The following is a 26,353-nucleotide window of genomic DNA, read 5'->3' as shown; positions in this document are numbered from 1 at the left end:
ACAGTGAGGATATGACTGATGTGACCTCCGCGAAGAGCGCCCGCCGTCCGCACCACTGGCGGCGGGACCTGATCGAACTGGCCGCCCTGTTCACCGCCGTGGCCGTGGCCGACGCCATCGCCAACCTGATCGGACACCAGCCGGACGGGCCCTACCTGCTCGTGGCGTCGGCGGTGGCGCTGGTGGCCACCGCGGCGTTCCACACCTGGTGGGCGCGACGGCACAGTCACGCTCCCCCGTCCGGTGAGGGGGGCTCCGCGCGGGGCGGAGCGGGCGCGGCGACGAACGGGGCGCGGGACCGGGCCGCGGGCGGGGGCAGTGGTACCGGCCGGATCGTCGGTGCCGAGGAGACCACGCTGTGGCGGATGCGGACGACCGTGCGCGACACCCCGGGCAGTCTGGCAGCGCTGTGCGTGGCCCTGGCCGGGCTCCGGGTGGACATCCTCACCCTGGGGACCCACCCGCTCGCACGGGGGACCGTCGACGAGTTCCTACTGCGGGCGCCGGCCTCGCTCCAGGCGCGGGAGCTGTCCCGGGAGATCGCGGCCGCCGGCGGCGCGTCCACGTGGATCGAGCGGGCGGACGCCCACGATCTGGTCGACATCCCGACCCGGGTGCTGTCGCTGGCCACCCGGACGGCACTCGACACGGCCGAGTTGCCGTTCGCCCTGCGGCAGTTGCTCGGCCGGTGCACCATCCACTCGCTGCCCGCCGTCTCCGTCACCGGTCGCCCGACCGGGGAGAGCGCCCCGGTCGAGGGCGGGCTGGAGGAGACGATGATGCGGCTGCGGGACCCGGCGGGCGGGGCGATCTGTGTCGAGCGGCCCCATCTGCCGTTCACACCGACCGAGTTCGCGCGGGCGCGTGCCCTGGTCGAGCTGGATGCCCGGCTCGGCCCGCGGGTGCCGCGCGACGAGGACGTCCTCACGCTGCCCGAGGGCAACGAGATCACCGTGCGCCGCGCGGGCGGCGCTGATCTCACCGCCGCCCGCGCCATGCACGACCGCTGCTCGCAGCGCACTCTGGGTCTGCGCTACCACGGTCCGGTCGCGGACGCGGACCGCTATCTCGACCATCTGCTGAGCCCCCGCTTCGGTCGCACCCTGGCGGTGTGGACGGCCTCCGGCAAGCTGGTGGCGCTGGGCCACCTCCTCCGGGACGGCGACGAGACCGAGGTCGCCCTCCTCGTCGAGGACGACTGGCAGCGCCGAGGCATCGGCTCCGAGTTGCTCGGCCGCCTGGTGGCTCTCGCCATGGAGGCGGGCTGCGACAGCGTGTACGCCGTGACGCAGTCCCACAACACCGGCATGGTGGCGGCGATGCGCGCGTTGGAGGTGCCCCTCGACTACCGGATCGAGGAGGGCACGCTCGTCATCACCGCCCGGCTGACGACCGACCGGCTGACGACTGAAGGGTCCGCCCGGCCGTCCGCGCCGACGGAAGGTGTCCGTCACTGAGTGCCTGGCACAGGTCCGCCCACAGGTCCTCGACGTCCTCCAGGCCGACCGACATCCGCAGCAGCCGGTCGCCGACACCGGACGCCCGCCGGTCCCCCTCCGCCACGATGCGGTGGCTGATGGAGGCCGGGTGCTGGATCAGCGAGTCCACGCTGCCGAGGCTGACGGCAGGCGTGATGAGCCGCACCTCGGAGATCACCCGGTGCGGGTCCCCGTACACCTCGAAGGAGATCATCGCGCCGCCGATCCGCGGGTAGTGCACCCGCGCGACGCGCGGGTCGGCGGTGAGCCTGCGGACGAGTTCGGCCGCGCTCGCCGAGGCCGCCCGTACGCGTACCGGAAGCGTGGAAAGGCCGCGCAGCAGGAGGTAGCCGGCCAGCGGGTGCAGCACTCCGCCGGTGGCGAACCGGACCTGGCGCAGCGTGGCGGCGAACTCCTCGTCGCAGGCGACGACGCCGCCCATGACGTCCCCGTGGCCGCCGAGGTACTTGGTGGCGCTGTGCAGGACGATCCGTGCGCCGTGTTCGACGGGGCGCTGCAGGACCGGGGTGGCGAAGGTGTTGTCGACCAGCAGCGGGACGGTTCCGCAGGCGTGGGCGACGGCCCGGATGTCGATCTCGGCCAGCGTCGGATTGGCCGGCGTCTCGACCATCACGAGCCCGGTGTCCGGGCGGATGGCGTCGGCGATGCCCGCCGGGTCGGTCCAGGTCACCTCGGTGCCCAACAGCCCGGCGCCGAGCAGATGGTCGCTGCAGCCGTAGAGCGGGCGGACCGCGACGACATGGCGCAGTCCCTGGCTCGCGCGGGCGAGCAGGACCGCGGTCAGCGCTGCCATCCCGCTGGCGAAGGCGACCGCGCTCTCGGCGCTTTCCAGCCGGGCGAGCGCCGTCTCGAAGCGGGCCGTGGTGGGGTTGTCCAGCCGGGCGTAGACGGGCGGCCCGTCGGGGCGGGCCCCGGTGGTGGCGAAGGCGTCGATCCGCATCGCCTCGCCGCGGGAGTCGTAGGAGGGGTAGGTGGTGGACAGGTCGATCGGCGGGGCGTGCAGGCCGAGGGAGGCGAGGTCGTCGCGTCCGGCGTGCACGGCTTCGGTGGCGAGAGCCCTGGACGGGGTGGGGGCAGGGGGCGTCGGCGAGACTTCGTTGTCCATATCGCCACTCTGAACAGTTACCGGTTCGTAGGCACAATGGCCCGTGCTACGTTCGCCGCATGTCCGGTTCTGTCGCTCTCGATACGGTGGATCTGCAGATTCTGCGGCTGTTGCAGAACGATGCGCGGACCACGTACCGGGAGCTCGCGGCCGAGGTCGGCGTGGCCGCTTCGACCTGCCTGGACCGGGTGGCCCGGCTGCGCCGCTCCGGGGTGATCCTCGGGGACCAACTGCGCCTCGACCCGGCGAAGCTCGGCCGGGGTCTTCAGGCGCTGCTCCTGGTGCAGGTCCGGCCGCACCGCCGGGAGCTCATCGGGCCGTTCGTCGACCGCGTCAGGTCCCTGCCGGAGTCGCGTGCGCTCTTCCATCTCACCGGCCCCGACGACTATCTGGTGCAGGTCGCGGTGGCCGACGCGGCTGATCTGCAGCGGCTGGTGCTGGACGAGTTCACCTCGCGCCGGGAGGTGGCCCGGGTGGACACCCGGCTGATCTTCCAGCAGTGGGACTGCGGGCCACTGCTGCCTCCGGCCGGGAGCTGAATACCGGAAACATGCCCGGGACGCGCCGGCGACGCCCGCCGGAAGCGCTGGACGTGATCGCCTTTCGGACGTCAGAAGGCCCCCGATGATGACGAGGAGGCCACCGTCGTACGAGGATGTCCGCATGTCAGACACTTCGAGCAGCGCGCTGCCCCGTCAGGTCGCCGACGCCTACGTCGACGCAATCATCGAACTCGACCCCATCACGGGCACCTATCTGGGTGTGTCCGAAAGCTCGCGCCGACTGCCCGACTTCTCACCGGCGGGTCAGGCCGCGGTCGCCGACCTCATCCGCGCGACGCTGCGGGAGCTGGACGCCGCCGAGCGGCGTCCCGGTGCGGACAGCGATGCCGAACGGCGCTGCGGACGCCTTCTGCGGGAACGCCTGACGGCGGAACTCGCTGTGCACAAGGCCGAGGAGGGCCTGCGGACGGTCTCCAACCTGCAGTCGCCGGCCCACAGCATCACCGAGGTCTTCACCCTCATGCCGACCGCGACGGACGAGGACTGGACGGCGGTCGTGGAGCGGTTGCGCGCGGTGCCCACCGCGCACGAGGGGTACCGCGCCTCGCTCGCGCTCGGCCTGGAGCGCAAGCTGTACGGCGGTCCCCGCGCGACCGCCACGTTCGTCGGGCAGCTCACGGAGTGGGGCGGAGAGGGCGAGGGCACGGCGTTCTTCGCGGAGTTCGTCGCCCCCGGCCCCTCGTCCCTGCGGGCGGAGCTGGACGAGGCCGCGCGGCTGGCGACGGAATCGGTGCTCTCCCTGCGTGACTGGGTGCGCGACGTGTACGCCCCGGGCGTCGAGGGAGCCCCGGACCCGGTCGGCCGGGAGCGCTACGCCCTCTGGTCGCGGCTGTACAACGGCACCGACCTGGATCTCGACGAGGCGTACGCGTACGGCTGGTCGGAGTACCACCGGCTGCTCGCCGAGATGAGGACCGAGGCCGGGAAGATCCTGCCCGGGGCCGGCCCCTGGGAGGCGCTCGCCCACCTCGACGTGCACGGCAAGCACATCGAGGGCGTGGACGAGGTCCGTGAGTGGCTGCAGGGTCTGATGGACGAGGCGATCGCGGCGCTGGACGGCACACACTTCGACCTCGCCGAGCGGGTACGGAAGGTGGAGTCCCGCATCGCGCCGCCCGGTGGGGCCGCCGCGCCCTACTACACCGGTCCCTCCGAGGACTTCTCCCGCCCCGGGCGCACCTGGCTGCCCACCATGGGCGAGACCCGTTTCCCGGTGTACGACCTGGTCTCGACCTGGTACCACGAGGGCGTTCCCGGCCACCACCTGCAGATCGCGCAGTGGACGCACGTCGCCGACAGCCTCTCCCGCTACCAGGCGTCGGTCGGCATGGTCAGCGCGAATGCCGAGGGCTGGGCACTGTACGCGGAGCGGCTGATGGACGAGCTGGGCTTCCTGCCCGACGCGGAACGGCGGCTCGGCTATCTGGACGCGCAGATGATGCGCGCCTGCCGGGTGATCGTCGACATCGGCATGCACCTGGAGCTGGAGATTCCGGCGGACTCCCCCTTCCACCCGGGCGAGCGTTGGACACCCGATCTGGCCCAGGAGTTCTTCGGCAGCCACAGCGGCCGTCCCGCCGACTTCGTGGAGAGCGAGCTGACCCGCTATCTGTCGATGCCGGGCCAGGCCATCGGCTACAAGCTCGGGGAGCGCGCCTGGCTGCTCGGCCGGGAGAACGCGCGCGCCGCGCACGGCGACGCGTTCGATCTGAAGGCCTGGCACATGGCGGCGCTCTCCCAGGGGTCGCTGGGCCTGGACGATCTGGTGGACGAGCTGTCGCGGCTCTGATCCGAGTGGTCCGCAGTCCCCGTCGGTGAAAGCGAGGCAGCCTGTCATGAGCGAGCGCAACGGATTCCTGTTCTGCGCCGACCCGTTGCGGTCCTCCCGGCCCGATCCGCAGTTCGCCGGCGAGGTCGCGGCGGCACGTGCGGCCGGCGGGCGGATCGAGCTGCTCGATCATGACGCGCTGCTCGCGGGAGACGCGGCCGGGGCGGTGGCCCGGGTCGCGCGGGACTCCGGACCGTACTGGTACCGGGGCTGGATGATCCCCTCCGCCCGGTACGCGGAGCTTCAGGCCGCGCTCGGCGCCCGGGGCTGCGCCCTGCTCACCGGCGCCGCCGGCTACCGGCGTGCGCATGAACTCCCCGGCTGGTATCAGGAGTTCGACGGGCTCACGCCGCGCAGCGTCTGGCGTGCCACGGCTCCGGGAGCTTCGCCGCCCACCGCCGACGAGCTGGCCGTGCTCGCGGCACCCCTGGGGCCCGGGCCCGGCATCGTGAAGGACTTCGTGAAGTCCCGCAAGCACGAGTGGCACGAGGCGTGTTACGTACCGGAGCTGGCGGACGCGGATCAACTGGCCGCCGTGGTAGGCCGGTTCGTCGAGCTACAGGGCACCTTCCTTTCGGGTGGCCTGGTGCTGCGCTCCTTCGAACCGTTCGTCGCGGGGGGCGAGGCGCGGGTGTGGTGGGTGGACGGGGAGGCGGTGCTCGTCACCGCCCACCCCGATACGCCCGGCCCGGTGTCCGTCCCCGAACTTCCGTCCCTGCGGGCGGCGGTGGGCCGCCTCGGGCTGCGCTGGGTCACCACCGACCTGGCGTTGCGCGAGGACGGGATATGGCGGGTGGTGGAGGTCGGCGACGGCCAGGTCAGCGGGCTACCCTCCGGGGCGGAGAGCGGTGGCCTGTTCGCCGTGCTGGCGGGCGTCGAACCACGCTGACCTCCGCCCCACCCCGGGTCTCAGCAGCCGCGGTCAGCGGCGTCGGCCGGCGCGGCGAGTGGGTTCGCTTGCCGCCGCTCGACGCCCCTTGAGGTCTCGAAGGCGAAACCCTCACGCACTCAGTACGCGAATCCGACGAGCATCTCTTCGACCTGGTAGCCCAGTTGGGCGAGAGCCAGGGCCGCTGAGGTCCGTCACCACCGGCGTCGTGTACTCCTCGCCGCTCCCCCGCCGGGCCATCGGCCGCTGATCCGGCGGAGCGTCCGCGTGGCCGTTGCCGGTCACAGGCGGTGGCGGACGGACGAGCCCTGACGCTCCTTCACCACCTCGAGCCGGACCGGGATCCGGCGGCGCAGGTCGGCCACATGGCTGACGATGCCCACGCTGCGGTCCCGCTCCCGCAGGGAGTCCAGCACGTCGAGCACCTCGTCCAGGGTCTGGTCATCCAGGCTGCCGAACCCCTCGTCGATGAAGAGGGTGTCCAGGCGTACGCCGCCGGCCTCCTCGGTCACGACGTCGGCGAGGCCCAGCGCGAGAGCCAGCGAGGCGAAGAACGTCTCCCCGCCGGACAGCGTCGCTGTGTCCCGTTCGCTGCCGGTCCAGGCGTCCACCACGTGCAGCCCGAGCCCTGCTCTGCGTCCCCCGGTGCGGGCGTCGGAGTGGACCAGGGTGTAGCGGCCGGAGGACATCCGCCGCAGCCGTGCGGTGGCGGCGGCCGCCACCTGTTCGAGGCGGGCGGCCAGGACGTACGCCTCCAGGCGCATTTTGCGCTCGTTGTCGGCGGAGGTGCCCGCCGCCAGACCCGCCAGCCGGGCGATCCGCTCGTACTCCTGGCGCACCGGGCCCAGCCGCCGCACCTCGTCAAAGGCCTCCTTGGAGAGCCGGGTCAGCTCCCCGCAGCGCTCGGCGGCGGCGGCGAGCGCGGCGGACGTCTCGCGCAACAGCCATTCCGCCGCCTCGAACTCGCCCTGTGCGGACGATGGTTGAGCGGGTGGCCGCTCGGCGGCCTCGCGGGCGTCGCGTTCGCCGCGGCGGTCGGCGACCGCCGCGGCCTCGGCCTGCCAGGCGTCGACGCGGCGCTGGAGGTCTCGTTGGGCGGCGGCGTCGAGGAGGGTCACCGCGGCGGCCTCCGGGGTGTCGAAGCCGGCCCGGAACGCCGCGTCGGAGAGCCGGCCGTCGGCCTCCTTGCGCCGCCGGTCCGCCTCCTGTTCGGCGCGTACCGCATCGGCGGCCTCCGCGAGCAACGCCACCCGGCGGATGAGGCGTTCCGCGTACGCGGCGACGGACCCGGACTCACCCCGGAACCCCGCGAGTTCGCCTTGCAGCACGGCCTGCTCGCGGTCGAGCGCCTCCCGCCGGGACATGCGGGCGGCGGCCCGGCGCTCGGCCTCCTGCCGGAGTTCGAGGCGCCCGAGGTGCTCGCGCTCCGCCGCGTCGAGAGCCTCGCGGGCGGCGTGCGTCCCGGCGGCGAGGCGGTGCGCCTCGGCATGTTCGGCGGCCAACCGGTCGACGGTGTCGCGTAGTTCACCGACGGACGGGCCGGGTTCCGCCTTCGTATCGCCCCCGACGGGCTCCGCCGCGACGGCCGCCGGAGGGTCGGGTACGGCTGCCGGGGCATCCGCGTCGCGGGCCTCCGCGTGTGCGGTGGCGTGGCGTTCGCGGACGAGCCCGAGGGCCTGCTCGGCGCGGGTGCGGATCTCCTCGGCCCGGCGGTGGGCGGTGAGTGCGGCCTCCTCGGTGGCCCGGTCGACGTGGCCGTCGCCCTCGGTGGCGGGGGCCGGGTGCTCGGCGGAACCGCAGACGGTGCAGGGCGCACCGTCGACGAGTCCGGCGGCCAGCTCCGCCGCGATGTCCCGCAGTCGGCGCTCCCGCAGCCCGAGCCAGGTCTCATGGGCGTCGAGGGCGCGTTCTCGGGCCTCGGCGAGCGTCTGCCGGGTGGCCCGGACCTCGGCGGCCAGCGCGTCGCGGCGGTGGGCGGCCTCCAGCCTGCGGCGGGCCGGGGCGAGGAGTCCGGCGCGTTGTTCGGCGCGGGTCGCGGCCTCCTGCGCCGTCGCGATGCGTTCCCTGAGTCCGGCGTGGACGGCGTCCCAGCCCGCCAGCCAGGCGTCCGCGTCCCGGACCGTCACGTCGTCGGCCCGGGACTCGCGCTCCACCCGGTCCCGTTCCTCGTCGATCGCCGTGCTGCGTGCCTCGGCCCGGCGGGCCGGCTCCAGGCCGCCCAGCTCCTGCCGGAACCGGCGCTCCAGTTCGGTGAGCTGGTCGGGGCCCGCGCCGGCGAGGTCGGACGGCAGCTGTGCCCTGGCACGGTCGAGGGCCTCGCCCGCCCGGCGGTGGGCGCGCTCCGCCTCCTCACGCAGGTCCAGTGCGGGGGCGACCCGGTCCGCCTTGCGGGCGCGTTCCAGCTGTTCCTGGCAGCGGTCGTGTTCGGGCCGTCGCTCCTCCAGGGCCGCGGCGCGTCGCACGGTCTCCTCGTACCGTTGCTGGAGGCGGGCGAGTTCACGCTCGGTGTCCAGGGCGTGGTGTGCCGCGCGCTGTCGCCCCTCGGCCCCGGTCACGACGCAGTGGGCGATGTCGAGCCGTTCGCGGGCGGTGGACCGGGCGATGGCGGCCCACTCCAGAACGGCTTCGGCGAGACCGGGTTCGCCGGGCCGGGCATCGATCGGCGTGGCCTCGGCCCCGACGGGGCCGGCCGCCTGGGCGATGCGCTGGGCGAGGGCGAGGGTCCGCTCGTCGGCGGCGGTGACCCTGGCCTCGGCGCCCCGGCGCAGTTCGGCGAGGCGTTCCTCGACGGCGGCGAAGCGGCGGGTGTCGAAGAGCCGGCCGAGCAGCTTGCCGCGGGCCTCGGCGTCCGCGCGCAGGAAGCGGGCGAAATCTCCCTGCGGCAACAGCACCACCTGACAGAACTGGTCCCTGCTCATGCCGATGAGCTGGGTCAGCTCCTCGCCGATCTCCTGGTGCGACCTGCTGAGCGCCTGCCAACCGCGCTCGGGGTCGTAACCGCGCAGCCGGCTCTGTGCCTTCTCCATGGTGAAGCCGTCGCCGCGCTTCTTCGGGCGGGGCTGGGCGGGGCTGCGGGTGACTTCGAGACGTCGGCCGCCGACGGTCAGTTCCAGCTGGACCTCGGTGGGCAGGTCCGCCGGGGCGTGGTCGCTGCGCAGGGAGGCACCGGAGCTCTGCCGGGCGCCGGGGACGGCTCCGTACAGGGCGAAGCAGACGGCGTCCAGGACGGAGGTCTTCCCCGCGCCGGTGGGTCCGTGGAGCAGGAAGAGGCCGGCGGAGGAGAGGACGTCGAAGTCGACTTCCTGGGTGGCGCCGAACGGGCCGAACGCGGTGATGCTGAGGCGGTGCAGTCTCACCGGGACACCTCGCGCACGGTCTCGTCCACCCGGACCTCGTCGAACGCGGCGCGCAGCACGGTGCGTTCGAGGTCGCTCGGGCCGCTGCCGCCGCGGACGTGGGCGACGAAGTCCTCGGCGATCTGGTGGTCGTCGCGGCCCTGGAGGCGCTGGGCGTAGGACGCCCCCGGGTCGTCCGGGGGCCGCTCGGGGTCGAAGACGAGGCTGAGGGTGCCCGGGAAGCGCCGGGCGAGGCGGGCCATGGGTTCGGCGGGGCGCACCGGGTCGGTGAGGGTGGCCTCGACCCAGGCGTGCTCGTGGCGGTCCAGGGCGGGGTCCTCCAGGAGGGTGTCGAGCCGGCCGCGGAGCCGGGCGAGGGGCCGCTCGACGGGGCAGTCGATCCGTTCCTCGGCCGCGATGTCCCCGTCGCCGGCGAGGTCGATGAGCCACATGGTCTTGCGGTGGTCGGCCTCGGAGAAGGAGTAGGCGAGCGGGGAACCGGAGTAGCGGACGCGGCTTGTGACCCGCTGGGAGCCATGGAGATGGCCGAGGGCCACGTAGCCGACGCCGTCGAAGACCCCGGCGGGAACTGCCGCGACCCCGCCGACGGTGATGTCGCGTTCGCTGTCGCTGGGCTCCCCGCCCGCCACGAAGGCGTGCGCGAGGACGACGGAGCGGGTGCCCCCGGGGCGGGTGGCGAGGTCGGCGCGGACCTTGTCCATGGCGGCGGCCAGGACCGCCTCGTGGCCGGCCCCGGCGGCCCGGAGGACGTCCTTGACCAGGGCCGGTTCCAGGTACGGCAGCCCGTAGAACGCCACGTCACCGTGGTCGTCGGAGAGCACGACGGGGGTGGCGCATTTCTCCGGGTCGGTCCGCAGGTGGATCCCGGCCCGTTCGAAGAGCCCGGCGCCGACGCCGAGGCGGCGGGCCGAGTCGTGGTTGCCGGAGATCATGACGGTGGGGACGCCGACGGCGGCGAGCCGGTGCAGCGCGCGGTCGAACAGCTCGACGGCGGTGAGCGGCGGGACCGCCCGGTCGTAGACGTCACCCGCGACGAGGACGACGTCCACCTCGCGTTCCCGGACGGTCGCCACGAGGTGGTCGAGGTAGGCGGCCTGGGCGTCGAGGAGCGAGACCCGGTGGAAGGACCGGCCCAGGTGCCAGTCCGAGGTGTGCAGGATCCTCACGCCATCACTCCAGCGGTTCCGGCCCGCGTCGTCATTCCGCCGGTTCCGGCCTGCACCATCACACCGCCGGTTCCGACCCGCTTCATCATTCCGCCGGTTCCGGCCTGCATCGTCGTCGTCCTCCACCCCGTGGGCCGCGCACCGGCGGCCCGTGATCCCGCTCGGCAACGACCACGCTAACGCCGCCGGGCCGCCGAACCCTCATCGATCATGATTTCGGTGTCCGTGGAATTCCCCTCACGCCGCCCTCACCCCACCCCGCCGTCCGGTCTCAGGTCACACGTCGCCGTACGCCTCGCCGCCCAGCTCCAGCACGGCGGTCCCCGCCGTCGCGTCGGCCAGCCAGGCGGTGAACGTCTCGACCTCGCCGTCCGGCAGCCCGATATCGATGGTGACGGACTCGGCGTACCGCACCTCGCGGACGTCTCGCCCGGTGGCCCGCAGGTCGTTCTCCAGCTTTCCGGCCCTTTGGTGGTCGACCCGGATCGTGGCGAGCCTGAAGCGCTGCCGGGTGAGGGTGCCGAGCGCGTCGAGGGCTTCGCCGACCACTCCCCCGTACGCCCGGATCAGCCCGCCCGCGCCGAGTTTGACCCCGCCGTAGTAGCGGGTGACGACCGCCACGGCGTACCGCACCTCCCGGCGCATGAGCATCTGGAGCATCGGGACACCCGCGGTGCCGCCGGGTTCGCCGTCGTCGCTCGCCTTCTGTACGGAGGCGTCGGCGCCGATCACGTACGCGAAGCAGTTGTGGGAGGCGGTCGGGTGCTCCTTGCGGACGCGGGCGACGAAGTCCTGGGCTTCCTGTTCGGTGGCGGCGGGGGCGAGGGAGCAGAGGAAACGGGATCGGTTGATCTCGCGTCCGTGCACACCCGCGCGGGCGACGGTCCGGTACTGCTCCTGCATCCGTCCACCCTATGCGCCGCCGGGAGGACGGGTGCCGGCGGGAATGAGCGGGCGAGGGTCGTCGGTTGTCCTGGCATGAACGCAGACGACATGTACGCGGCCCCCGCGACGATCAGGCGGATTCTCCAGGACACGGGCGACACCTGGGCGGTGGTGGGACTGTCCGGCAACCGTTCCCGGGCGGCCTTCGGTGTGGCGGAGGTCCTCCAACGGTTCGGCAAGCGGGTGGTGCCGGTGCACCCGAAGGCCGAGACGGTGCACGGGGAACAGGGGTACGCCTCGCTCGCCGACATCCCCTTCCCGGTCGACGTGGTGGACGTCTTCGTCAACAGCGAGTCGGCGGGCGGGGTCGCGGACGAGGCGGCGGCGGTGGGCGCGAAGGCGGTGTGGTTCCAGCTCGGCGTCGTGGACCCGAACGCCTTCGAGCGGACGCGCGCGGCGGGGCTCGACATGGTCATGGACCGATGCCCCGCGATCGAGATCCCGAAGTTGGCCGGGCACTCCTGAGCGACCGGGGTGTGGGAGGTGTTCCGGGGCGGGAAGGATCATCGCCGTGGAGGACGTGATGGACGGGGCCCGGACGACGGCCGCTCTGACCACGCTGGGCGTACGGCCCGGCGACGTGCTCCTCGTGCACGCCTCGCTGCGGTCGCTGGGACCGGTGGGCGACGATGCGCGGGGCGTGCTGAAAGCCCTGCGCCGGGCCGTGGGGCCGGAGGGGACCGTGGTGGTCCCCTCCTTCACCCCGGAGAACTCCGATACCTCCCCGCACTACCTGGAGCGGGTTCGGGGCCTGGGTGCCGGGGGCGTGGAGGCCGTGCGCGCCTCGATGGAGCCGTACGATCCGGCGCGCACCCCCGCGCCGTCGATGGGCGCGCTGGCCGAGACCGTGCGGACGGCGGCGGGGGCCGGGCGCAGCGCGCATCCGCAGACCTCGTTCGCCGCGCTCGGCCCGGACGCGGCGCGCCTTCTCACCGGGCACCGGGCCGACTGCCATCTCGGGGAGGACTCGCCGCTGGCCCGGCTGTACGAGGAGGACGCCAGGATCCTGCTGCTCGGCACCGGCTATGCCACGTGTACGGCGTTCCACCTGGGCGAGTACCGGGTGCCCGCGCCACCGCGCCGGAGCTACCGGTGCGTGGTCGCGTCGCGGGGGGTGCGCCGGTGGTGGGAGTACGAGGATGTCGCCCTGGACGACGGGGACTTCACCGCCCTGGGCGTGGCGTTCGAGAAGGCCGCCGCCGAGGGTGACGTACGGACCGGGCGCGTGGGCATGACGGTGTGCAGGCTCGTCCGGCTGCGGGCGGCCGTCGACTTCGCCGCGGTCTGGCTCGCGGAGCACCGGCGGCCCGGCGGCTGAGAGGGAAGGCGCCGACCGATCCGCACGCCGCGTCGACCCGCCCCTCTTCCGACCCGGGGCCCGACCTCGTCCGGCCCCGGGCCCCGGACCTCTTCCGGTCAGACGCCGAGGCCCTCGACGAGGACGGCGCCCGGGAGGGCGGCGAGCGCCTTTCCGGGGACGATGAGCTTGCCGCGTCGAGTGCCGCTGCCGATCAGGACCCATTCCTCGTCCACCACGGCGGGGTCCAGGAGGAGGGGCCAGGCGGCGGGGAGGCCGATCGGGGTGATACCGCCGTACTCCATGCCGCTCTCGCCGACCGCCGTGTCCATCGACGCGAACGAGGCCTTGCGGGCGCCGAGGTGTCTGCGGACCGCGCCGTTGACGTCGACCCGGGTGCGGGAGAGCACCACGCAGGCGGCGAGGGTGACGTCCTGGCCGCGCTTGCCCGCCACGACGACGCAGTTGGCCGAGGTGTCCAGCAGTTCCATGCCGTAGTGCTCGGCGAAGACCGCGGTGTCCGCGACAGCCGGGTCACTGTCGACGTGGACGACCTGCTCGGCGGTGAACTCGCCCCATCCGGCGGTCAGGGCCGTGACGACGGGGGCGGGGAGCAGGTCGAGCCGTTCCGCGGCGGGAGCGGCGTCCTCGAAAGTACCGATGGGTGCGCGCATGGCTCTCACGCTAGCAGCGGCGGGGGCGGGGGCGGCCGGGCATCTCAGCGGACGGGCGGGATGGCGACGGCCATGGTGAACACGACCGGTTCGGCGCCCTCGTTGCGGTAGCCGTGCGGTACGTGCGCCTGGAAGGTGGCGGAGGTCCCGGCGGGGACGGGATGGGTGCGGCCGTCGACGACGAGGGTCAGTTCGCCCTCGGTCACATGGAGGAGTTCGACGGTGCCCTCGGGGTGCGGATCGGAGGTGGTGCCCTCCTCCGGCATCAGCCGGCAGGTCCACAGTTCGAGCGGGCCGCGGGCCTCGGCGCCGACGAGCAGCGTGGTGGAGCTGCCCGCCTCGGTGGACCACATGCGGACGGCCCGGCTCCTTGGGACCAGCCGGACCTCGGCGCCCTGCTCGTGGTCGAGGAGGGTGGTGATGCTGACGCCGAGCGCGTCGGCCAGTTTGACCGTGGTGCCGACACTCGGGTTCGTCCGTGCCTGCTCGATCTGGATGATCATCCCGCGGCTGACTCCGGCGCGGGCCGCGAGTGCGTCGAGGGTGAAGCCGCGCTCCCCCCGCCAGCGCTTGAGGTTGCGGGCCAGCGACTGGGTGAGCTGGTCGAGGTCGGACACGTACCGTCCCTGCGGTGGATGGCGGAATGCGGGTGGCGAAGTGCGGCGTGCTGAGTCGCGTACGGCGCATGCCGGGGTCAAGAATATTGCACTGCCCTACGGTGCACTCCCGCGTTCGTCGCGCTGTACGGCCGTGTACCGCCCCCTGTACCGCCCCCTACGGGGTTTCGGGTGCCTCGTCCAGCTCAGCGAGGGCCAGCAGCTGTTCGGGCGTGATGCCCTCGGGGATCGGCACGGGCGCCGGTGTGCGCAGGGGCGGCTGCCAGCCCTTCTCCGGGTTCCAGCTGCGGACGACGCGGGCGGGGGCCCCCGCGACCACCGCGTGGTCGGGGACCTCGCCCCGGACGACCGCGCCCGCGGCGACCACGACGTTCCGGCCGAGCCGGGCCCCGGGCAGGATCACCGCGCCGGTGCCGATCCAGCAGCCGGGCCCGATCTCCACCGGTTCCATCCGGGGCCACTGCTTGCCCACGGGCTCGTGCGGGTCGTCGTAGCTGTGGTTGGTCGACGTAAACCCCTGGGCTGTTACGATGCCCTCATGACCAGGAGGCCGAGAGTGATCATTGCCGTGCGACTGTCCATCGAGACCGACGCCACGACAAGCCCTGAGAGGCAACTAGAGGAATGTATGGCGTTCTGTGAGCGCCAAGGATGGGACGTTGTGGGGGTAGCCAAGGACCTTGACGTATCAGCTACTCGATATGCCCCCTGGGAACGACCTGAGCTTTCTAAGTGGCTGGACCGCGCTCCGGAATTCGATGCCATAGTCTTCTGGCGTCTTGACCGATTCGTAAGGAAGGTTGGAGACCTTCACGACATGATCAAGTGGGCCAAAGGCCACGGCGATAAGGGACTGGTATCTGCCACGGAGCCATTCGACTTGAACACCCCCATGGGTGAAGTCATGGCAACCATGATTGCCGCCTTTGCCAGGATGGAAGCCAGAGCCATTTCAGAGCGGGTGGTATCCATGAGACAACACCTGTTGACCACGGAGCGTTGGGCGGGGGGCCATCCCCCTTATGGATACCGGACCTATGAAAAGAATGGGGGTCGATACCTAGAGATCAGCCCGAAAGAGGCAGAGGTAATCCAGGAAGCGGCCAGAAGGATTGTCGCAGGGGACTCTATGAACTCACTCTGCAATGACTTCTCGGCACGCAGCATTCCTACCCCTGGGGCGCGATGGAAGAGGAAAGAGAGCTGGGGCGCACCCCTCTGGAAGCCCAAGGCACTCAAAGACATTCTTATGTCCCAAAGCCTCCTGGGGTGGAAGACCAGGAGTGAAGAAATTCCGGGAAAGAAGTACAGGAAAAAGGTTCTGGTCTACAACGAGCACGGGGAACGCGTGAAGGTTGCAGAGCCAATCCTGACTGAAGAAGCCTTCAAGGATCTACAGAACGCCCTCACGGCAGCATCCCTGAAGATGACCCCCAAGGATGACGTGAGGACTCCGTTTCTCGGCGTACTCAAGTGCGGTAGCTGCGGAAAGAACATGATGCAGCACACCACCAAGAAGAAGCGTAAGGACGGCACCTATTGGGAGTCCACAAAGATTCGCTGTTTTGCCCGGCCCGGTTCACCGGCCTGCAAGGGCTACTCCTTTGACCCAAACCAGATCACTCGGCCACTCATTAGCCTGCTTCATCTCGAACTGGGGGGATTGCCTGTCACCCGGAGAGTGTATGTCCGTGGCGATGGAACAGCCGAGAGGTTGAAAGAAGTGGAAGAGTCCATCGAGCAGCACATGGGATATCTGAAACCGGGGGGACTCTACAGCAAAGGCATACTCCGCAAGAAGGGCGAGTCTGCCCTAGCAGAGTTGAATGAACGGTACGAAGCTCTATCCACCCTTGGCGATAAAGGCCAAGACAGGTGGGAGTATCAAGAACTTGGCATGAACTTCTCTGAACGCTGGGGAGGAGCAAAAACCATGGAAGACGAATCCACCTGGACGACAATTACCGATGACCTGATCAAGGCAGGGGTTACATACGCTTGCCACCCCGACGACAAGGGAGGGATAGACGGAGACCCATTCAGTACGCATGGGCCCAAGTTGAATTTTCCCGAGGATCTAGAAGAACGTTTTGCCAAGCTGATAAAGCACTAGGAAAGAGAGGGTCCGGCTTCACGGCCGAAGCTCTCTGCCCCAGACAGATGAAAACAAAGGTTCGACGTGCACCCTCCGAGCTGCACCTAGGAGGGGACCATAAACCATCTCTAGCGTTGGCAAGCCACAACGGATACTCTGCACCCAGGAGGTATCACCATGCCAAGTAGGTACGTTCCCACAATGACCCCGGACCAAAGATCCTGGGTCATCCTGGACCTTGAATCCCTGGGCTACTGCACTCTGCCTGACGACAACGACCCATCTTCGCTGCTCCCCCTCGAATGGGGGGCACGGGCAGGGGCCGAGGGTTGGCTGAGGCAGTGCTATCAGAGCTGGCACCAATGGGAACAGGAAGGCAGGGAAACCCCTAACGGCTGGAGGCCGCTAAGGAGGACACAGAATCCCTTTGCTGCCGATAGGCACCGGCGGTAGACGAGTACTCCCGAAACACACAAAGGCCCCGGCTCTAGTGGCCGGGGCTTCTGCCTGTCCTTCAGAGAGGTTTCACTAGATGACTAGGATTACTCCCTAGCAAGTGGACTCCTGTTCAAGCAGGAGTCCTTTACTGTCACTCAGACTCTAGGGACTCTGTAGCTACTACTGAGAGAGTACTTAGTAGGTAGTTATATATAGATCAACCACCTATGAAATACGTAGGTGTCCTCTGCCGGAATCCCGGACACCAACCACCTGAACTGAGATGCAGATCACACGAGCCAAGGCAAGTGAAGCCCTTGGCGCCTTTCGGGAGGAGTCCAACGTGACCTCAGAGGCCCGGGAAGGCCCCTGGAGGGCTCTCTAACGACCTAGAGATGGGACCCGGCCCCCTTTAGTCATCCGGGCTACTAGAGGGCCACAGGGGCCATGGAGGGCCCTGGAACCCGTACACGATGAAAGGAAGGTCCCCCCGGCGGTCCCCATGAAGAACGATTCAGGCATTACCCCGGGGGGCCGCTACGCACCCTCCGACAACTATTTTTCATCGGCACCAGCGAACGGAGCGCAGAGCTAGGGCCCCGAGGAAGGCGCAGCAGGGGCCTACAACGGGGAGAGTGGACGTCTCGGAAACGATGGTTTACGAGACACCCGGGAAGCAGCCCCCCGAGGGCCCTGAGAGCTGTTCAAAACTCGTCTCACAACCACCTCTGAAGCCTTGATGTTCTGAGATGAGTTATGAGACACTTGAGACATGACAACGAACATGAGCACCCGGACCATTGGCCACCTCATCGGATACAAGCGAGTGAGTGGCAAGGCACAGGATGTGCAGCTTCAGACAGACGCCATGGAAGAGGCAGGCTGCACCAAGGTCTTTGAAGACAAGCTGTCCGGGAAGAACACGGAGCGCCCTGGCCTCCATGCCGCTCTGGAGTACATGAGAGAGGGAGACACGCTCTGCGTCTGGAAGCTTGACAGGTTGGGCAGGTCCACCAAGGACGTACTTACCATCGCTGAGGAACTACACAGTCGTGGAATCGCTCTGCGGATTCTCACCGGAACTCTGGCCGGTAGCTACTCCCCCAAGGGGGAAGGCAAATTCTTCTTCACCATGATGGTTGCCTTTGCCGAGCTGGAACGAGACATGATCGTTGAGAGGACCCGGGCAGGACTGGACGCCGCCAAGGCCCAAGGGCGTACCGGAGGAAGGCCCAGTGTCATCACTGATGACCTGTTGACCCTGGCCAAGGCCAGGAAGGCCAAGGGAGAGTCTGTGAACGCCATAGCCAAGGCTCTAGGAGTGTCCAGGGCCACCCTGTACCGGCACCTGACTGACTAGGACTCCAGTACCACCCATCAGGCCCCTGACTCACTGTCGGGGGCCTCTCTCATCCTCCCATCACCCCAGGCCAGAGCATCCTAAGCGGTTGCTACATGAGCGAGGTGATGTAGACGTATGGGCCGCAGTACGTGTCCGGGCCGATCGTCACCGTGGTGTCCGCGATCACATGGCTGCCGCGCCCCAGCACCACGCCGTCGCCCAGGGTGAGGACGGTGTCGGGGCCGAGATCCAGGTCCGGCATCATCCCGGCCGTGAGCGTGACCTGTTCGCCGATGACGCAGTGCTCGCCGAGCTCGATCCACGGCTCCCCGAACACGGTCCCCTGCGGGAAGGCGAGCCGGGTCCCCGCGCCGATCGCGCCGAACCGCAGCCGCCCGGGGTGCTCGGCGGTGACCGCGCCGGCCCGTTGCGCCCAGGCCCAGCCGAGGTGGACCGCGCGGGAGGCGGCACGGCGCGGCCGGCGGGCGAGGAAGGAGAACATGTTTCGGTTCTTCGGCACGCGCTCACGGTAGTCGGCGGCGCGCTGGGCGATCCGTGCGATGACCTGTGATGTTCGCCCCACCGCACGGTGTGCGCCGGGAGTCGTCCCCTACCGTGTGAGTCGGCCCGATCCGGCGGATCCGACCGATTCGGCGGGAAGGCCCAGGAGCACCACACCGGCGCGAAGGAGCAGGCGATGGCGGAGCAGGCGTTGATCACGGGCATGGGCGGCAAGGAGCCGGACATCGACGTGGACGCGTTCGTGGCCCCGACCTCCGTGGTGATCGGCGAGGTGACTCTGGCCCCGGGCTCCAGCGTCTGGTATCAGGCCGTGCTGCGGGCCGACTGCGGCCCCATCACGCTCGGCCCTGACAGCAACATCCAGGACAACTGCAGCGTGCACACCGACCCCGGGTTCCCGCTCACCGTGGGCGCGCGGGTCTCGGTCGGCCACAACGCGGTGCTGCACGGCTGTGTGATCGAGGACGACGTGCTGGTGGGGATGGGCGCCACGGTGCTCAACGGCGCGCACATCGGGGCGGGTTCGCTGGTCGCGGCGCAGGCCCTCGTGCCGCAGGGGATGCGGGTGCCGCCGGGCTCGCTCGTCGCGGGGGTGCCCGCGAAGGTGAAGCGGCCGCTGACCGCCGAGGAGCTGGAGGGCATCCGCTTCAACGCGGCCGGGTACGTGGAGCTGGCCAAGGCCCACCGCGAGGCGCACGCGGGCTGACTCCCGGACCCCGGCCGTGCAACGCACCCGGGCCGCTGTCCCTCCCGTTCGGGGAGAGCCGGCGGCCCGGGTGCGTACGGCGGTTCTCAGCCCTTGGGGCGCAGGGTCCACACGACGGTCATCTCGCCGGTGACCGCGCCGTCGGCGCGCCGGATCTCGATGGCCACGGGGAATTCCGGCCGCTGTCCGGCGTCCAGCTCGGCGACGACGTCGGCTATGGGGCGGCCGAGGGTCGCGGTCGCCGTGACCTCGCCCTTGGCGAGCTTCTTGTAGCCGATCTCGGCCTTGACGGCGAGCGGCACGGCGCGCGACATCTGGTCCCCGAAGGCGGCGATGACGATCGCGCCGCTGGCGGACTCGGCGAGCGTGAACATCGCTCCGGCGTGGGGTCCACCGAGGTGGTTGTGGTAGTCCGCCTGGTCGGGCAGCCGGACGACGGCACGCTCCGGGGTCGTCTCCAGGAAGTCGAGGTTGAGGGTCCGGGCCATCGGAACCGTCGCGAGGAGCATCTCGCCCACGGTCATCTGTTCAGCGCTCATACCCGAAGGTTACTTACCAGTAGCATTGTTTGGCCATCCCCTTGTGACGGCTCTGGGACAGGGCGGCCGTAGAAGTGGCCGGGCGCCCCATCTATGGTTACTGGCCATGTGGCCAGGAACGCAGCCGCCCGGGGGCGAGCAGAACCCGCAGGACCAGAACCCGTACCAGCAGCCGGGGTACCAGCAGCCGAATCCCTATCAGCAGCCGGGATATCCGCCGCAGGGCCCGCCGGGGCAGCCCGCGGAGCCGGGGTACGGATACCCGCAGGGCCCGCCCGGCGGGCAGCCGGGGTACCAGCAGCCCAACCCCTACCAGCAGCCGACGGTGCCGCAGTACGCCGTCCCGGGTCCGCCCGGCGGGCCGAAGCCCGGCGACGACAAGAGGAAGACGACGGTCGTGGCGATCGTCGCGGCGACCGCCGTCGTGGTCACGGCGGGCGTCACCGGTTTCCTCGTGCTCGGCAAGGACGAGGGCGGCAAGACCGTCGCCGACAAGAAGTCCGCGTCGCCCAGCGCCAAACCGAGCGAAACGGACACCGGCTCCGCGCCTCCGGCGGAGAACCCGCGGGGCTCCGAAAGCGACCCCGAGCCGGTCGTTCCGGGCTGGAAGGTCGTCACCAACCCCAAGTGGGGCACGCAGTTCGACGTTCCCGGTGACTGGGAGGTCGCGAGCTCGGGAATGTTCTCCGGCTTCGAGGACGCGAAGAAGCCCGACGGTCCGCCCGTCGCCGGCTTCTCCGCACCCGCCTACTACAAGAGCAAGTGGTGCGTCGACGACTCCGACGGGGACGGCAGCAAGGAGGACACCGGGCTGGCCGGCGTCGGGACCAAGGGCGCCCAGGGCGCCAAGAACAGCGACGAGGCCGCGACGAACGAGGCCGCCAACTGGGTGTGGGCCGGCTACGCCCAGCTGGACCCCAAGACCAAGGTCAAGATCGGCAAGCCGAAGGCGTTCACCACCGAGTCGGGTCTCTCCGGCAGCGTCGTCCAGGCCACCGCACTGGAGCTGGCCAACAAGGAGAAGTGCGACAGCGACGGGAAGTCGATCGCCTTCTCCTTCAAGAACTCCAAGGGCGACTTCTCGACCTGGGTCCTCTACGCCGCCGCCGGCGTCAAGGACGAGCTTCCGGACACCACCATCCAGAAGATCCTGAGCACGGTCCGCCTCTCCGGTCAGCCCACCGGCTGACACCCGTCCCGTACCGCTACCGCCCGGAGCATCAGCCGACGCTGAAGGCCCCGTCGGGCGGTTCGGGCGAGGTGACGGCGTCCACGTCCGCCACCGGGCGGGCCCCGCCGATGAACCGGGTCAGCGCGAGGCCGTGGGTGACCCGTGCGGGAAAGGCGTCGGCGGCGCAGGCGCGGACGAGCGGGGCCACGTCGAGGGACGCGTACGAGGCGAGCAGGACGACGTTGCCGAAGCGCCGCCCCCGCAGTACGGCCGGCTCCCCGATCAGCGCGAGCTCCGGGAAGACCGCGGCGAAGTTCGCCAACTGGGAGCGGAGGAAGGCGAACGGCGCGCCGTCGGCCAGGTTGGCGGCGTAGATCCCGTCGCCGCGCAGCGCCCGTCCGGCGGCCCGCGCGTATTCGACGGACGTGAGGTGCGCCGGAACCCGGGAGCCGCCGAAGACGTCCGCGATCAGGAGGTCGGCGGAGGCGGGGGCCGCCGCCTCCAGCCGCTCCCGGGCATCGGCCGCGTGCAGGGAGATGCCGCTGTCCTCGGGCAACGGCAGGTGCTCCCGGACCAGTCGCAGCAGCTCACGGTCCGCCTCGACGACGTCCTGCCGCGATCCGGGGCGGGTCGCGGCCACATAGCGGGGCAGGGTCAGCGCCCCGCCGCCCAGGTGCAGGACGTCCAGGGGCGCGCCCGGCTCCGCCGCGCCGTCCACGACGTGGGCGAGCCGCGTCACGTACTCGAACTCCAGGTAGGACGGATCGTCCAGGTCGACGTAGGACTGGGGCGCGTCGTCGACCGTGAGCAGCCAGGCCCGGTCGCGGTCCACGTCGGGCAGCAGCCGGGCAGTGCCGCGGTCGACCTCGCGGATGACGGGTACGGTCTCGTTCACGTCTCCATTGTCGCCGGTGCGGGCAGGTCCTTCCGCAGCACTGTCCGCCACCCCGGCTCGGGGGTGGCGGACAGTCGGACCGTCAGAGCAGCGCGGTGACCGTGCCCGCGCCGACCGTGCGGCCGCCCTCGCGGATCGCGAAGCCGAGACCGGACTCCAGTGGCACGTCACGGCCCAGCTCCACGGTCATCGTGACCGTGTCGCCGGGGCGCGCGACCGCCGACCCGCCGAGGTCGACGTCGCCGACGACGTCCGCCGTACGGATGTAGAACTGCGGCCGGTAACCGGTGGTCACCGGGGTCGACCGGCCGCCCTCCTTCGTCGACAGAACGTACACCTGGGCGGTGAACCGGCGGCTCGGCACCACGCTGCCGGGCGCGGCCACGACATGGCCGCGGCGGACCCGGTCGCGCTCGACCCCGCGCAGCAGCAGCGCGACGTTGTCCCCGGCCTCGGCGGACTCCATCGGCTTGCCGAAGGTCTCCAGACCGGTGACGACCGTCTCGATGTCCGCGCCCAGCACGGCGACCCGGTCGCCGACGCGGACGGTGCCGCGCTCGACCGCGCCGGTGACGACCGTGCCCCGGCCGGTGATGGTCAGGACGTTCTCGACGGACAGCAGGAACGGCGCGTCGGTGTAGCGCACCGGAATCGGTACGTAGGTGTCGACGGCGTCCAGCAGCCCTTCGATCGCCGCCGTCCAGCGGGGATCGCCCTCCAGCGCCTTGAGCCCGGAGACCCGCACCACGGGGACGGTGTCGCCGCCGTACCCGTGCGCGGAGAGCAGCTCGCGGACCTCCAGCTCGACCAGGTCGGTCAGCTCGGGGTCGCCCGCGTCGGCCTTGTTGAGGGCGACGACGATGTGGTCGACACCCACTTGACGCGCCAGCAGCACGTGCTCGGCGGTCTGCGGCATGATCCCGTCGAGCGCGGAGACCACGAGGATCGCCCCGTCGAGCTGTGCCGCTCCGGTCACCATGTTCTTGATGTAGTCGGCGTGACCGGGCATGTCGACGTGCGCGTAGTGGCGGGTGTCGGTCTCGTACTCGACGTGCGCGATGTTGATGGTGATGCCGCGCTGGGCCTCCTCGGGGGCCCGGTCGATCCTGTCGAAGGGCACATAGGAGGTGGAGCTGTCGCCGCGCTCGCTGAGGACCTTGGTGATGGCGGCGGTGAGGGTGGTCTTGCCGTGGTCGACGTGGCCCATGGTGCCGATGTTGAGGTGCGGCTTGGTGCGCACGTAAGCCGTCTTGGACATGGCTCGTTCCTTTGAGAACTCGAAGCTGAGAAGAGAAGACCCCAGGGCCCCGCCGACCCTCCCCTTACGGGGTCCGCCGGACTGTCGGGGGAGGGTCAGCTTCGGGCGCCGCCGATGGGCGCTGCGGCAGCGGTGGACGCCACCGCTTCCGCGGAGAGCGCCGCCGCGAGGGCCGCGTCGTTCACAGCAGCCTTCGGCGCGTCCGCGACTGCGGACGGCGCTGCGAGGAAGGCGTACCGGAACATGTCCCTGATCATGGCCGGGCGGGGCCGAGGAGTCGAATGGTTTTCGCGGGAGGGATCGTGGTGTTCCCGGCGGTCTCAGAGGTTCTTGAGCGCCTCGCGCGCGAAGAGCGGCGACAGGCGGGCCCTGGCTCCCCCGACGAAGTCGCGTACGGCGGTCCGGGCGGCCCAGAGGCCGGGGTCGTCGATCCACCGGCCCTTCTCCCGGGCGAGCGCCGGGTCGGCGGCGGCCAGGGGTCCCGCGACCTGCGCGGCGAGCACGTCGATCGTGTCCCACCAGGGGGTAGTGGTCACGAGCCGCTCCAGGGCGGTGTCGGCGAGGGTGCCGTCCGGCGGGACGGGGGCGTCGGCGGCGGGGTACACGCGAGGCACATTACGGCGATCACACAGCGTTTTCGGTTACTCTCCCCGAATGTTCGACCCCGTTCCCGCCGCCCGGCCCGCCACCGGTACCGCCCTGCGACTCTCCCGGGCGCTGCTGTCGCCGTGGTCCCGGTTCTCGCTGCTCGTGGTCGTTCTGCTGGGGGCCGCGTCGACGATGCTGCTGTTCGAACCGCAGCGGCTGCTGGCGTCGGGCTGGCCGCCCCAGCTGACCGGGGGCACGGCCGCGATGCTCTTCGGGCTGGCGTACGGGGCGCTGACGGTGGCGTTCGTGCCGCGCCCGCTGCTCAACATCGCCGCGGGCGCGTTGTTCGGCGCGCAGGCGGGGCTGGCGGCGGCTCTGGCGGGCACGGTGCTGGGCGCGGGCGTGTCGTTCATGCTGGGCCGGGTGCTGGGCCAGGACGCGCTGCGGACCCTGCTGCGCGGGAGGCTGCTGACCGCTGCGGACGGGGTGCTGAGCCGGCACGGCTTCCGGTCCGTCCTGGCGCTGCGGCTCTTCCCCGGGATCCCGTTCGCCGCCGCCAACTACTGCGCTGCGACCTCCCGGATGAGCGCTCCGCCGTTCCTCCTGGCCACCGGGCTCGGGTCGATCCCGAACACGGCGGCGTACGTGATAGCCGGCAGCGAGGCCGCGTCGCCGACCTCGCCGGTCTTCCTGGCCGCCATGGGCTTCATCGTGCTGTCCGCTCTCGGCGGGGCGCTGGTCGCGTGGCGCAAGCGCCACCGGCTCGGCCGGGACACGCCGCAGGACTGAGCGGACGGCGGCACGGGGATGACCGGTGCGGTCGGCCTGACGTTTACTTTCAGGCGATACGCTGCCCGCGACCTCGACGTCCTTGACCGTGCTCCGTACTCCGTTTTCCGCACTCCGTATTCCGCACGCAGCCGACGGGCCCCGTCGTCCGTGGCCGATGCGCGATCACCTCCGGGATGGCCAAAGCCCCATGAGCTGGTTCGAATCATTCGTCCTGGGACTCGTTCAGGGACTGACCGAGTTCCTGCCGATCTCCTCCAGCGCCCATCTGCGGCTGACCGCCGCGTTCGCCGGCTGGCACGACCCGGGGGCCGCCTTCACCGCCATCAGTCAGATCGGCACGGAGGCGGCGGTGCTCATCTACTTCCGCGCGGACATCGCACGCATCCTGTCGGCCTGGTTCCGCTCACTGACGGACCGTTCGATGCGCGGTGACCACGACGCCCAGATGGGCTGGCTGGTCATCGTCGGCTCGATCCCGATCGGCGTGCTGGGCATCACGCTCAAGGACCAGATCGAGGGCCCTTTCCGCGATCTGCGGCTGATCGCGACGACGCTGATCGTCATGGGCATCGTGCTCGGAATCGCCGACCGGCTGGCCGCGCGCGACGAGTCGGGCGGCAAGCACCGCGTGGTGAAGGAGCGCAAGACGCTCAAGGATCTGGGGGTCAGGGACGGTCTGATCTTCGGGTTCTGCCAGGCGATGGCGCTGATCCCCGGGGTCTCCCGGTCGGGCGCGACGATCAGCGGTGGTCTGCTGATGGGCTACACCCGCGAATCGGCCGCCCGCTACTCGTTCCTGCTGGCGATCCCCGCGGTGCTCGCCTCGGGCGCCTACGAGCTGAAGGACGTGGGCGAGGGGCATATCTCCTGGGGCCCGACGATCTTCGCGACGCTGGTGGCGTTCGTCGTCGGATACGCCGTCATCGCGTGGTTCATGAAGTTCATCACGACCAAGAGCTTCATGCCGTTCGTCATCTACCGCGTCCTCCTCGGCATCGTCCTGTTCGTTCTGATCTGGGCCGGGGTGCTCAGCCCGCACGCGGGTGAGTCCGCGGGAACCACCCCGTAGGCGTTGTGCGCCCCGCCCGGGAGCAGCCGGGCGGGGCGATCCAGCAGCGCAGCAGCCAGCAGCGCGGATAGATGTCCCCACCGTACGGCGGGGGTCTGACAACGCCGTGGGCCCGCGGCCCGGCGGGCTCAGGCCTGCGGGGACGTCAGGCCGGTGGCGGAGACGTCAAGCTTGCGGAGGCGTCAGGCCGGTGGCGGACAGGACCGCGTCGACCGTCTCGTCCACGGTCAGCTCCGCGTTGTCGATCCAGATCTTCTCGTCGGCCAGTTCGGTGCGCATGACGTCGTCCAGCGGGGACCAGTCCGTCGTGAGCGTCTTGTCCCGGGCGAGGTTGCGCTCCATGGCCTTCGCGGCGCCCGGGGCCAGGACCACGCAGTGCAGCGGTGCGCCGGTGAGCGTGGCACGGTAGAAGTCGAGGTGGGCACGGCGTACGACGACGTCGTCGATGACCGGGAGGAAACCCGCGGCGACGAAACTGCCCGCCAGCAGGCAGGCGTTGCGGGCCCGGAGAAAGATCTGCCGGTCCGCCTCCTCGTCCCCGTCGGGCGAGGGCCACCGGCCGCCGGAGACGATGAGCTCCTGGAGGGCGTCCACCTCGATATGGGCGGAGGCGACGAAGCGGGCGGCGAGCGCCCCTGCCACCGTGCTCTTGCCGCTGCCGGGGATACCGATCAGCAGGACCGCGCCCGCCGCCGGTTCGGTGTCCACCGGCACTTCTGTCCACTCTGTCCACCCCATGGCCGTGCTCCCTCGTTCAGTACACGTCACGCACGTATCCGCGGTCCGAGGCTAGCTGCTTCACCTGTGGGCGGCGTAGGGATCGGCCCCCCCGTGGGTGACGACGAATTGGGCGGCCTCCAGGCCCTCGATGACGGGGCGGTGGTTGGTAGGCGGGTGCGGGGCGGTGGTCTCCGGCGTCGCCGGGAGATCGCGCGGGAACTTCTCCACCGGGGCGGCCGACTACTGGAGAGACGCCGGGTGCGGGAGCCCGTCCGGTGA

General features: G+C 70.7%; 24 protein-coding genes and 4 pseudogenes. 12 read left to right on the top strand and 16 right to left on the bottom strand.

The annotated features are described in order from the left end of the window. Positions 1 to 20: 20 nt before the first annotated feature. Positions 21 to 1,457: a GNAT family N-acetyltransferase gene (locus ACZ60Q_RS24785; RefSeq protein WP_469638890.1), complete on the top strand. Its 1,437-nt coding sequence runs from the start codon at positions 21 to 23 to the stop codon at positions 1,455 to 1,457. Here the strand turns inward: ACZ60Q_RS24785 and ACZ60Q_RS24780 are convergent. After that, entirely contained in the window at positions 1,375 to 2,604 is a 1,230-nt protein-coding gene (locus ACZ60Q_RS24780; protein ID WP_469638587.1) for a trans-sulfuration enzyme family protein, read from the bottom strand. The two genes, ACZ60Q_RS24785 and ACZ60Q_RS24780, sit on opposite strands and share 83 nt — an antisense overlap. Positions 2,605 to 2,663: 59 nt before the next feature. Here ACZ60Q_RS24780 and ACZ60Q_RS24775 point away from each other — a divergent pair, with 59 nt between their 5' ends. From ACZ60Q_RS24775 to ACZ60Q_RS24765, 3 genes are all read left to right on the top strand, one after another. Then, positions 2,664 to 3,143 (top strand): Lrp/AsnC family transcriptional regulator, encoded by a 480-nt coding sequence (locus tag ACZ60Q_RS24775; protein ID WP_469638584.1) that lies wholly within the window; start codon positions 2,664 to 2,666, stop codon positions 3,141 to 3,143. Between the two features lie 124 nt (positions 3,144 to 3,267). Next, a complete protein-coding gene (locus tag ACZ60Q_RS24770; RefSeq protein WP_469638581.1) occupies positions 3,268 to 4,956 on the top strand; it encodes a DUF885 domain-containing protein in 1,689 nt (562 codons plus the stop codon). A gap of 46 nt (positions 4,957 to 5,002) precedes the next feature. Further along, positions 5,003 to 5,884, top strand: a complete 882-nt coding sequence (locus ACZ60Q_RS24765; protein ID WP_469638578.1) for an ATP-grasp domain-containing protein — start codon at positions 5,003 to 5,005, stop codon at positions 5,882 to 5,884. Positions 5,885 to 5,904: 20 nt separating this feature from the next. On the opposite strand, the pseudogene ACZ60Q_RS24760 reads toward ACZ60Q_RS24765, so the two are convergent. The 4 genes and pseudogenes from ACZ60Q_RS24760 to ACZ60Q_RS24745 form a co-directional block, all read right to left on the bottom strand. Continuing rightward, positions 5,905 to 6,075: pseudogene (locus ACZ60Q_RS24760) on the bottom strand (rhodanese-like domain-containing protein); the annotation flags it as partial. 90 nt (positions 6,076 to 6,165) lie between these two features. Then, positions 6,166 to 9,240, bottom strand: a complete 3,075-nt coding sequence (locus tag ACZ60Q_RS24755) for an AAA family ATPase (protein WP_469638574.1) — start codon at positions 9,238 to 9,240, stop codon at positions 6,166 to 6,168. Beyond that, a complete protein-coding gene (locus ACZ60Q_RS24750; protein ID WP_469638570.1) occupies positions 9,237 to 10,406 on the bottom strand; it encodes an exonuclease SbcCD subunit D in 1,170 nt (389 codons plus the stop codon). Before ACZ60Q_RS24750 ends, ACZ60Q_RS24755 begins: the two co-directional genes overlap by 4 nt. Positions 10,407 to 10,682: 276 nt before the next feature. Beyond that, on the bottom strand, positions 10,683 to 11,309 hold the full coding sequence (locus ACZ60Q_RS24745; protein WP_469638567.1) for a YigZ family protein: 627 nt from the start codon (positions 11,307 to 11,309) through the stop codon (positions 10,683 to 10,685). A 75-nt stretch (positions 11,310 to 11,384) separates the two neighbouring features. Between ACZ60Q_RS24745 and ACZ60Q_RS24740 the strand changes: the two genes are divergently transcribed. Further along, positions 11,385 to 11,816 carry a CoA-binding protein gene (locus ACZ60Q_RS24740; protein ID WP_469638563.1) on the top strand — a complete coding sequence of 144 codons (432 nt, stop codon included), beginning with the start codon at positions 11,385 to 11,387 and terminating at the stop codon, positions 11,814 to 11,816. Between the two features lie 58 nt (positions 11,817 to 11,874). After that, positions 11,875 to 12,669 carry an AAC(3) family N-acetyltransferase gene (locus tag ACZ60Q_RS24735; RefSeq protein ID WP_469638887.1) on the top strand — a complete coding sequence of 265 codons (795 nt, stop codon included), beginning with the start codon at positions 11,875 to 11,877 and terminating at the stop codon, positions 12,667 to 12,669. A gap of 98 nt (positions 12,670 to 12,767) precedes the next feature. Here the strand turns inward: ACZ60Q_RS24735 and ACZ60Q_RS24730 are convergent, their stop codons facing one another. From ACZ60Q_RS24730 to ACZ60Q_RS24720, 3 genes and pseudogenes are all read right to left on the bottom strand, one after another. Then, the gene (locus tag ACZ60Q_RS24730) at positions 12,768 to 13,322 is read right to left on the bottom strand and encodes a YbaK/EbsC family protein (RefSeq protein WP_469638561.1); all 555 of its coding nucleotides are present in this window, start codon (positions 13,320 to 13,322) and stop codon (positions 12,768 to 12,770) included. A gap of 44 nt (positions 13,323 to 13,366) precedes the next feature. Next, complete coding sequence (locus ACZ60Q_RS24725; RefSeq protein WP_469638558.1) at positions 13,367 to 13,939, bottom strand: helix-turn-helix domain-containing protein; 573 nt, start codon at positions 13,937 to 13,939, stop codon at positions 13,367 to 13,369. A gap of 157 nt (positions 13,940 to 14,096) precedes the next feature. After that, positions 14,097 to 14,450 (bottom strand): annotated as a pseudogene (locus tag ACZ60Q_RS24720) (DapH/DapD/GlmU-related protein); the annotation flags it as partial. Positions 14,451 to 14,477: 27 nt separating this feature from the next. Between ACZ60Q_RS24720 and ACZ60Q_RS24715 the strand changes: the two are divergent. After that, the gene (locus ACZ60Q_RS24715) at positions 14,478 to 16,052 is read left to right on the top strand and encodes a recombinase family protein (protein ID WP_469638555.1); all 1,575 of its coding nucleotides are present in this window, start codon (positions 14,478 to 14,480) and stop codon (positions 16,050 to 16,052) included. Between the two features lie 1,192 nt (positions 16,053 to 17,244). Next, on the top strand, positions 17,245 to 17,832 hold the full coding sequence (locus ACZ60Q_RS24710; RefSeq protein ID WP_469638553.1) for a recombinase family protein: 588 nt from the start codon (positions 17,245 to 17,247) through the stop codon (positions 17,830 to 17,832). A gap of 100 nt (positions 17,833 to 17,932) precedes the next feature. Here ACZ60Q_RS24710 and ACZ60Q_RS24705 read toward each other — a convergent pair. After that, a pseudogene (locus ACZ60Q_RS24705) lies at positions 17,933 to 18,334 on the bottom strand (LbetaH domain-containing protein); the annotation flags it as partial. A gap of 177 nt (positions 18,335 to 18,511) precedes the next feature. On the opposite strand from ACZ60Q_RS24705, the gene ACZ60Q_RS24700 reads away from it, so the two are divergent. After that, positions 18,512 to 19,042, top strand: coding sequence for a gamma carbonic anhydrase family protein (locus ACZ60Q_RS24700; RefSeq protein ID WP_164617718.1), 531 nt, complete (start codon positions 18,512 to 18,514; stop codon positions 19,040 to 19,042). An 86-nt stretch (positions 19,043 to 19,128) separates the two neighbouring features. Here ACZ60Q_RS24700 and ACZ60Q_RS24695 read toward each other — a convergent pair whose 3' ends face one another. Beyond that, entirely contained in the window at positions 19,129 to 19,566 is a 438-nt protein-coding gene (locus ACZ60Q_RS24695) for a DUF4442 domain-containing protein (RefSeq protein WP_469638883.1), read from the bottom strand. Between the two features lie 121 nt (positions 19,567 to 19,687). Between ACZ60Q_RS24695 and ACZ60Q_RS24690 the strand changes: the two genes are divergently transcribed. After that, positions 19,688 to 20,770: a DUF8017 domain-containing protein gene (locus ACZ60Q_RS24690; protein WP_469638547.1), complete on the top strand. Its 1,083-nt coding sequence runs from the start codon at positions 19,688 to 19,690 to the stop codon at positions 20,768 to 20,770. A gap of 31 nt (positions 20,771 to 20,801) precedes the next feature. Here the strand turns inward: ACZ60Q_RS24690 and ACZ60Q_RS24685 are convergent, their stop codons facing one another. From ACZ60Q_RS24685 to ACZ60Q_RS24670, 4 genes and pseudogenes are all read right to left on the bottom strand, one after another. Beyond that, positions 20,802 to 21,647, bottom strand: a complete 846-nt coding sequence (locus ACZ60Q_RS24685) for a spermidine synthase (RefSeq protein ID WP_469638544.1) — start codon at positions 21,645 to 21,647, stop codon at positions 20,802 to 20,804. Between the two features lie 82 nt (positions 21,648 to 21,729). Continuing rightward, on the bottom strand, positions 21,730 to 22,905 hold the full coding sequence (gene tuf / locus ACZ60Q_RS24680) for an elongation factor Tu (protein WP_469638541.1): 1,176 nt from the start codon (positions 22,903 to 22,905) through the stop codon (positions 21,730 to 21,732). 95 nt (positions 22,906 to 23,000) lie between these two features. After that, entirely contained in the window at positions 23,001 to 23,150 is a 150-nt protein-coding gene (locus tag ACZ60Q_RS24675) for a hypothetical protein (protein ID WP_469638538.1), read from the bottom strand. A 75-nt stretch (positions 23,151 to 23,225) separates the two neighbouring features. After that, positions 23,226 to 23,453 (bottom strand): annotated as a pseudogene (locus ACZ60Q_RS24670) (DNA alkylation repair protein); the annotation flags it as partial. Between the two features lie 106 nt (positions 23,454 to 23,559). Here ACZ60Q_RS24670 and ACZ60Q_RS24665 point away from each other — a divergent pair. Continuing rightward, positions 23,560 to 24,282, top strand: coding sequence for a TVP38/TMEM64 family protein (locus tag ACZ60Q_RS24665; protein WP_469638535.1), 723 nt, complete (start codon positions 23,560 to 23,562; stop codon positions 24,280 to 24,282). Between the two features lie 190 nt (positions 24,283 to 24,472). Then, positions 24,473 to 25,354, top strand: coding sequence for an undecaprenyl-diphosphate phosphatase (locus ACZ60Q_RS24660; RefSeq protein WP_469638532.1), 882 nt, complete (start codon positions 24,473 to 24,475; stop codon positions 25,352 to 25,354). 165 nt (positions 25,355 to 25,519) lie between these two features. Here ACZ60Q_RS24660 and ACZ60Q_RS24655 read toward each other — a convergent pair whose 3' ends face one another. Next, positions 25,520 to 26,092 (bottom strand): P-loop nucleotide/nucleoside kinase family protein, encoded by a 573-nt coding sequence (locus ACZ60Q_RS24655; RefSeq protein ID WP_469638529.1) that lies wholly within the window; start codon positions 26,090 to 26,092, stop codon positions 25,520 to 25,522. 60 nt (positions 26,093 to 26,152) lie between these two features. Next, positions 26,153 to 26,302 (bottom strand): hypothetical protein, encoded by a 150-nt coding sequence (locus tag ACZ60Q_RS24650; protein ID WP_469638525.1) that lies wholly within the window; start codon positions 26,300 to 26,302, stop codon positions 26,153 to 26,155. Between the last annotated feature and the right edge of the window lie 51 nt (positions 26,303 to 26,353).

This window comes from Streptomyces sp. NPDC104313 (assembly GCF_055583985.1).
The sequence above is the reverse complement of the archived record's forward strand: the minus strand, read 5'-3'. Positions and strand labels throughout refer to the sequence as shown.

Bases quoted from the DNA above. Each gene is read 5' to 3' on its own strand.
- ACZ60Q_RS24740 (WP_469638563.1), top strand. From the start codon at position 11,385: ATGAACGCAGACGACATGTACGCGGCCCCCGCGACGATCAGGCGGATT.
- ACZ60Q_RS24715 (WP_469638555.1), top strand. From the start codon at position 14,478: ATGACCAGGAGGCCGAGAGTGATCATTGCCGTGCGACTGTCCATCGAG.
- ACZ60Q_RS24730 (WP_469638561.1), bottom strand. From the start codon at position 13,322: ATGCGCGCACCCATCGGTACTTTCGAGGACGCCGCTCCCGCCGCGGAA.
- ACZ60Q_RS24745 (WP_469638567.1), bottom strand. From the start codon at position 11,309: ATGCAGGAGCAGTACCGGACCGTCGCCCGCGCGGGTGTGCACGGACGC.
- ACZ60Q_RS24695 (WP_469638883.1), bottom strand. From the start codon at position 19,566: ATGACCGTGGGCGAGATGCTCCTCGCGACGGTTCCGATGGCCCGGACC.
- ACZ60Q_RS24665 (WP_469638535.1), top strand. From the start codon at position 23,560: ATGTTCGACCCCGTTCCCGCCGCCCGGCCCGCCACCGGTACCGCCCTG.
- ACZ60Q_RS24660 (WP_469638532.1), top strand. From the start codon at position 24,473: ATGAGCTGGTTCGAATCATTCGTCCTGGGACTCGTTCAGGGACTGACC.
- ACZ60Q_RS24765 (WP_469638578.1), top strand. From the start codon at position 5,003: ATGAGCGAGCGCAACGGATTCCTGTTCTGCGCCGACCCGTTGCGGTCC.
- ACZ60Q_RS24780 (WP_469638587.1), bottom strand. From the start codon at position 2,604: ATGGACAACGAAGTCTCGCCGACGCCCCCTGCCCCCACCCCGTCCAGG.
- ACZ60Q_RS24710 (WP_469638553.1), top strand. From the start codon at position 17,245: ATGACAACGAACATGAGCACCCGGACCATTGGCCACCTCATCGGATAC.
- ACZ60Q_RS24775 (WP_469638584.1), top strand. From the start codon at position 2,664: ATGTCCGGTTCTGTCGCTCTCGATACGGTGGATCTGCAGATTCTGCGG.
- ACZ60Q_RS24700 (WP_164617718.1), top strand. From the start codon at position 18,512: ATGGCGGAGCAGGCGTTGATCACGGGCATGGGCGGCAAGGAGCCGGAC.
- tuf (WP_469638541.1), bottom strand. From the start codon at position 22,905: ATGTCCAAGACGGCTTACGTGCGCACCAAGCCGCACCTCAACATCGGC.
- ACZ60Q_RS24735 (WP_469638887.1), top strand. From the start codon at position 11,875: ATGGACGGGGCCCGGACGACGGCCGCTCTGACCACGCTGGGCGTACGG.
- ACZ60Q_RS24675 (WP_469638538.1), bottom strand. From the start codon at position 23,150: ATGTTCCGGTACGCCTTCCTCGCAGCGCCGTCCGCAGTCGCGGACGCG.
- ACZ60Q_RS24770 (WP_469638581.1), top strand. From the start codon at position 3,268: ATGTCAGACACTTCGAGCAGCGCGCTGCCCCGTCAGGTCGCCGACGCC.
- ACZ60Q_RS24655 (WP_469638529.1), bottom strand. From the start codon at position 26,092: ATGGGGTGGACAGAGTGGACAGAAGTGCCGGTGGACACCGAACCGGCG.
- ACZ60Q_RS24690 (WP_469638547.1), top strand. From the start codon at position 19,688: ATGTGGCCAGGAACGCAGCCGCCCGGGGGCGAGCAGAACCCGCAGGAC.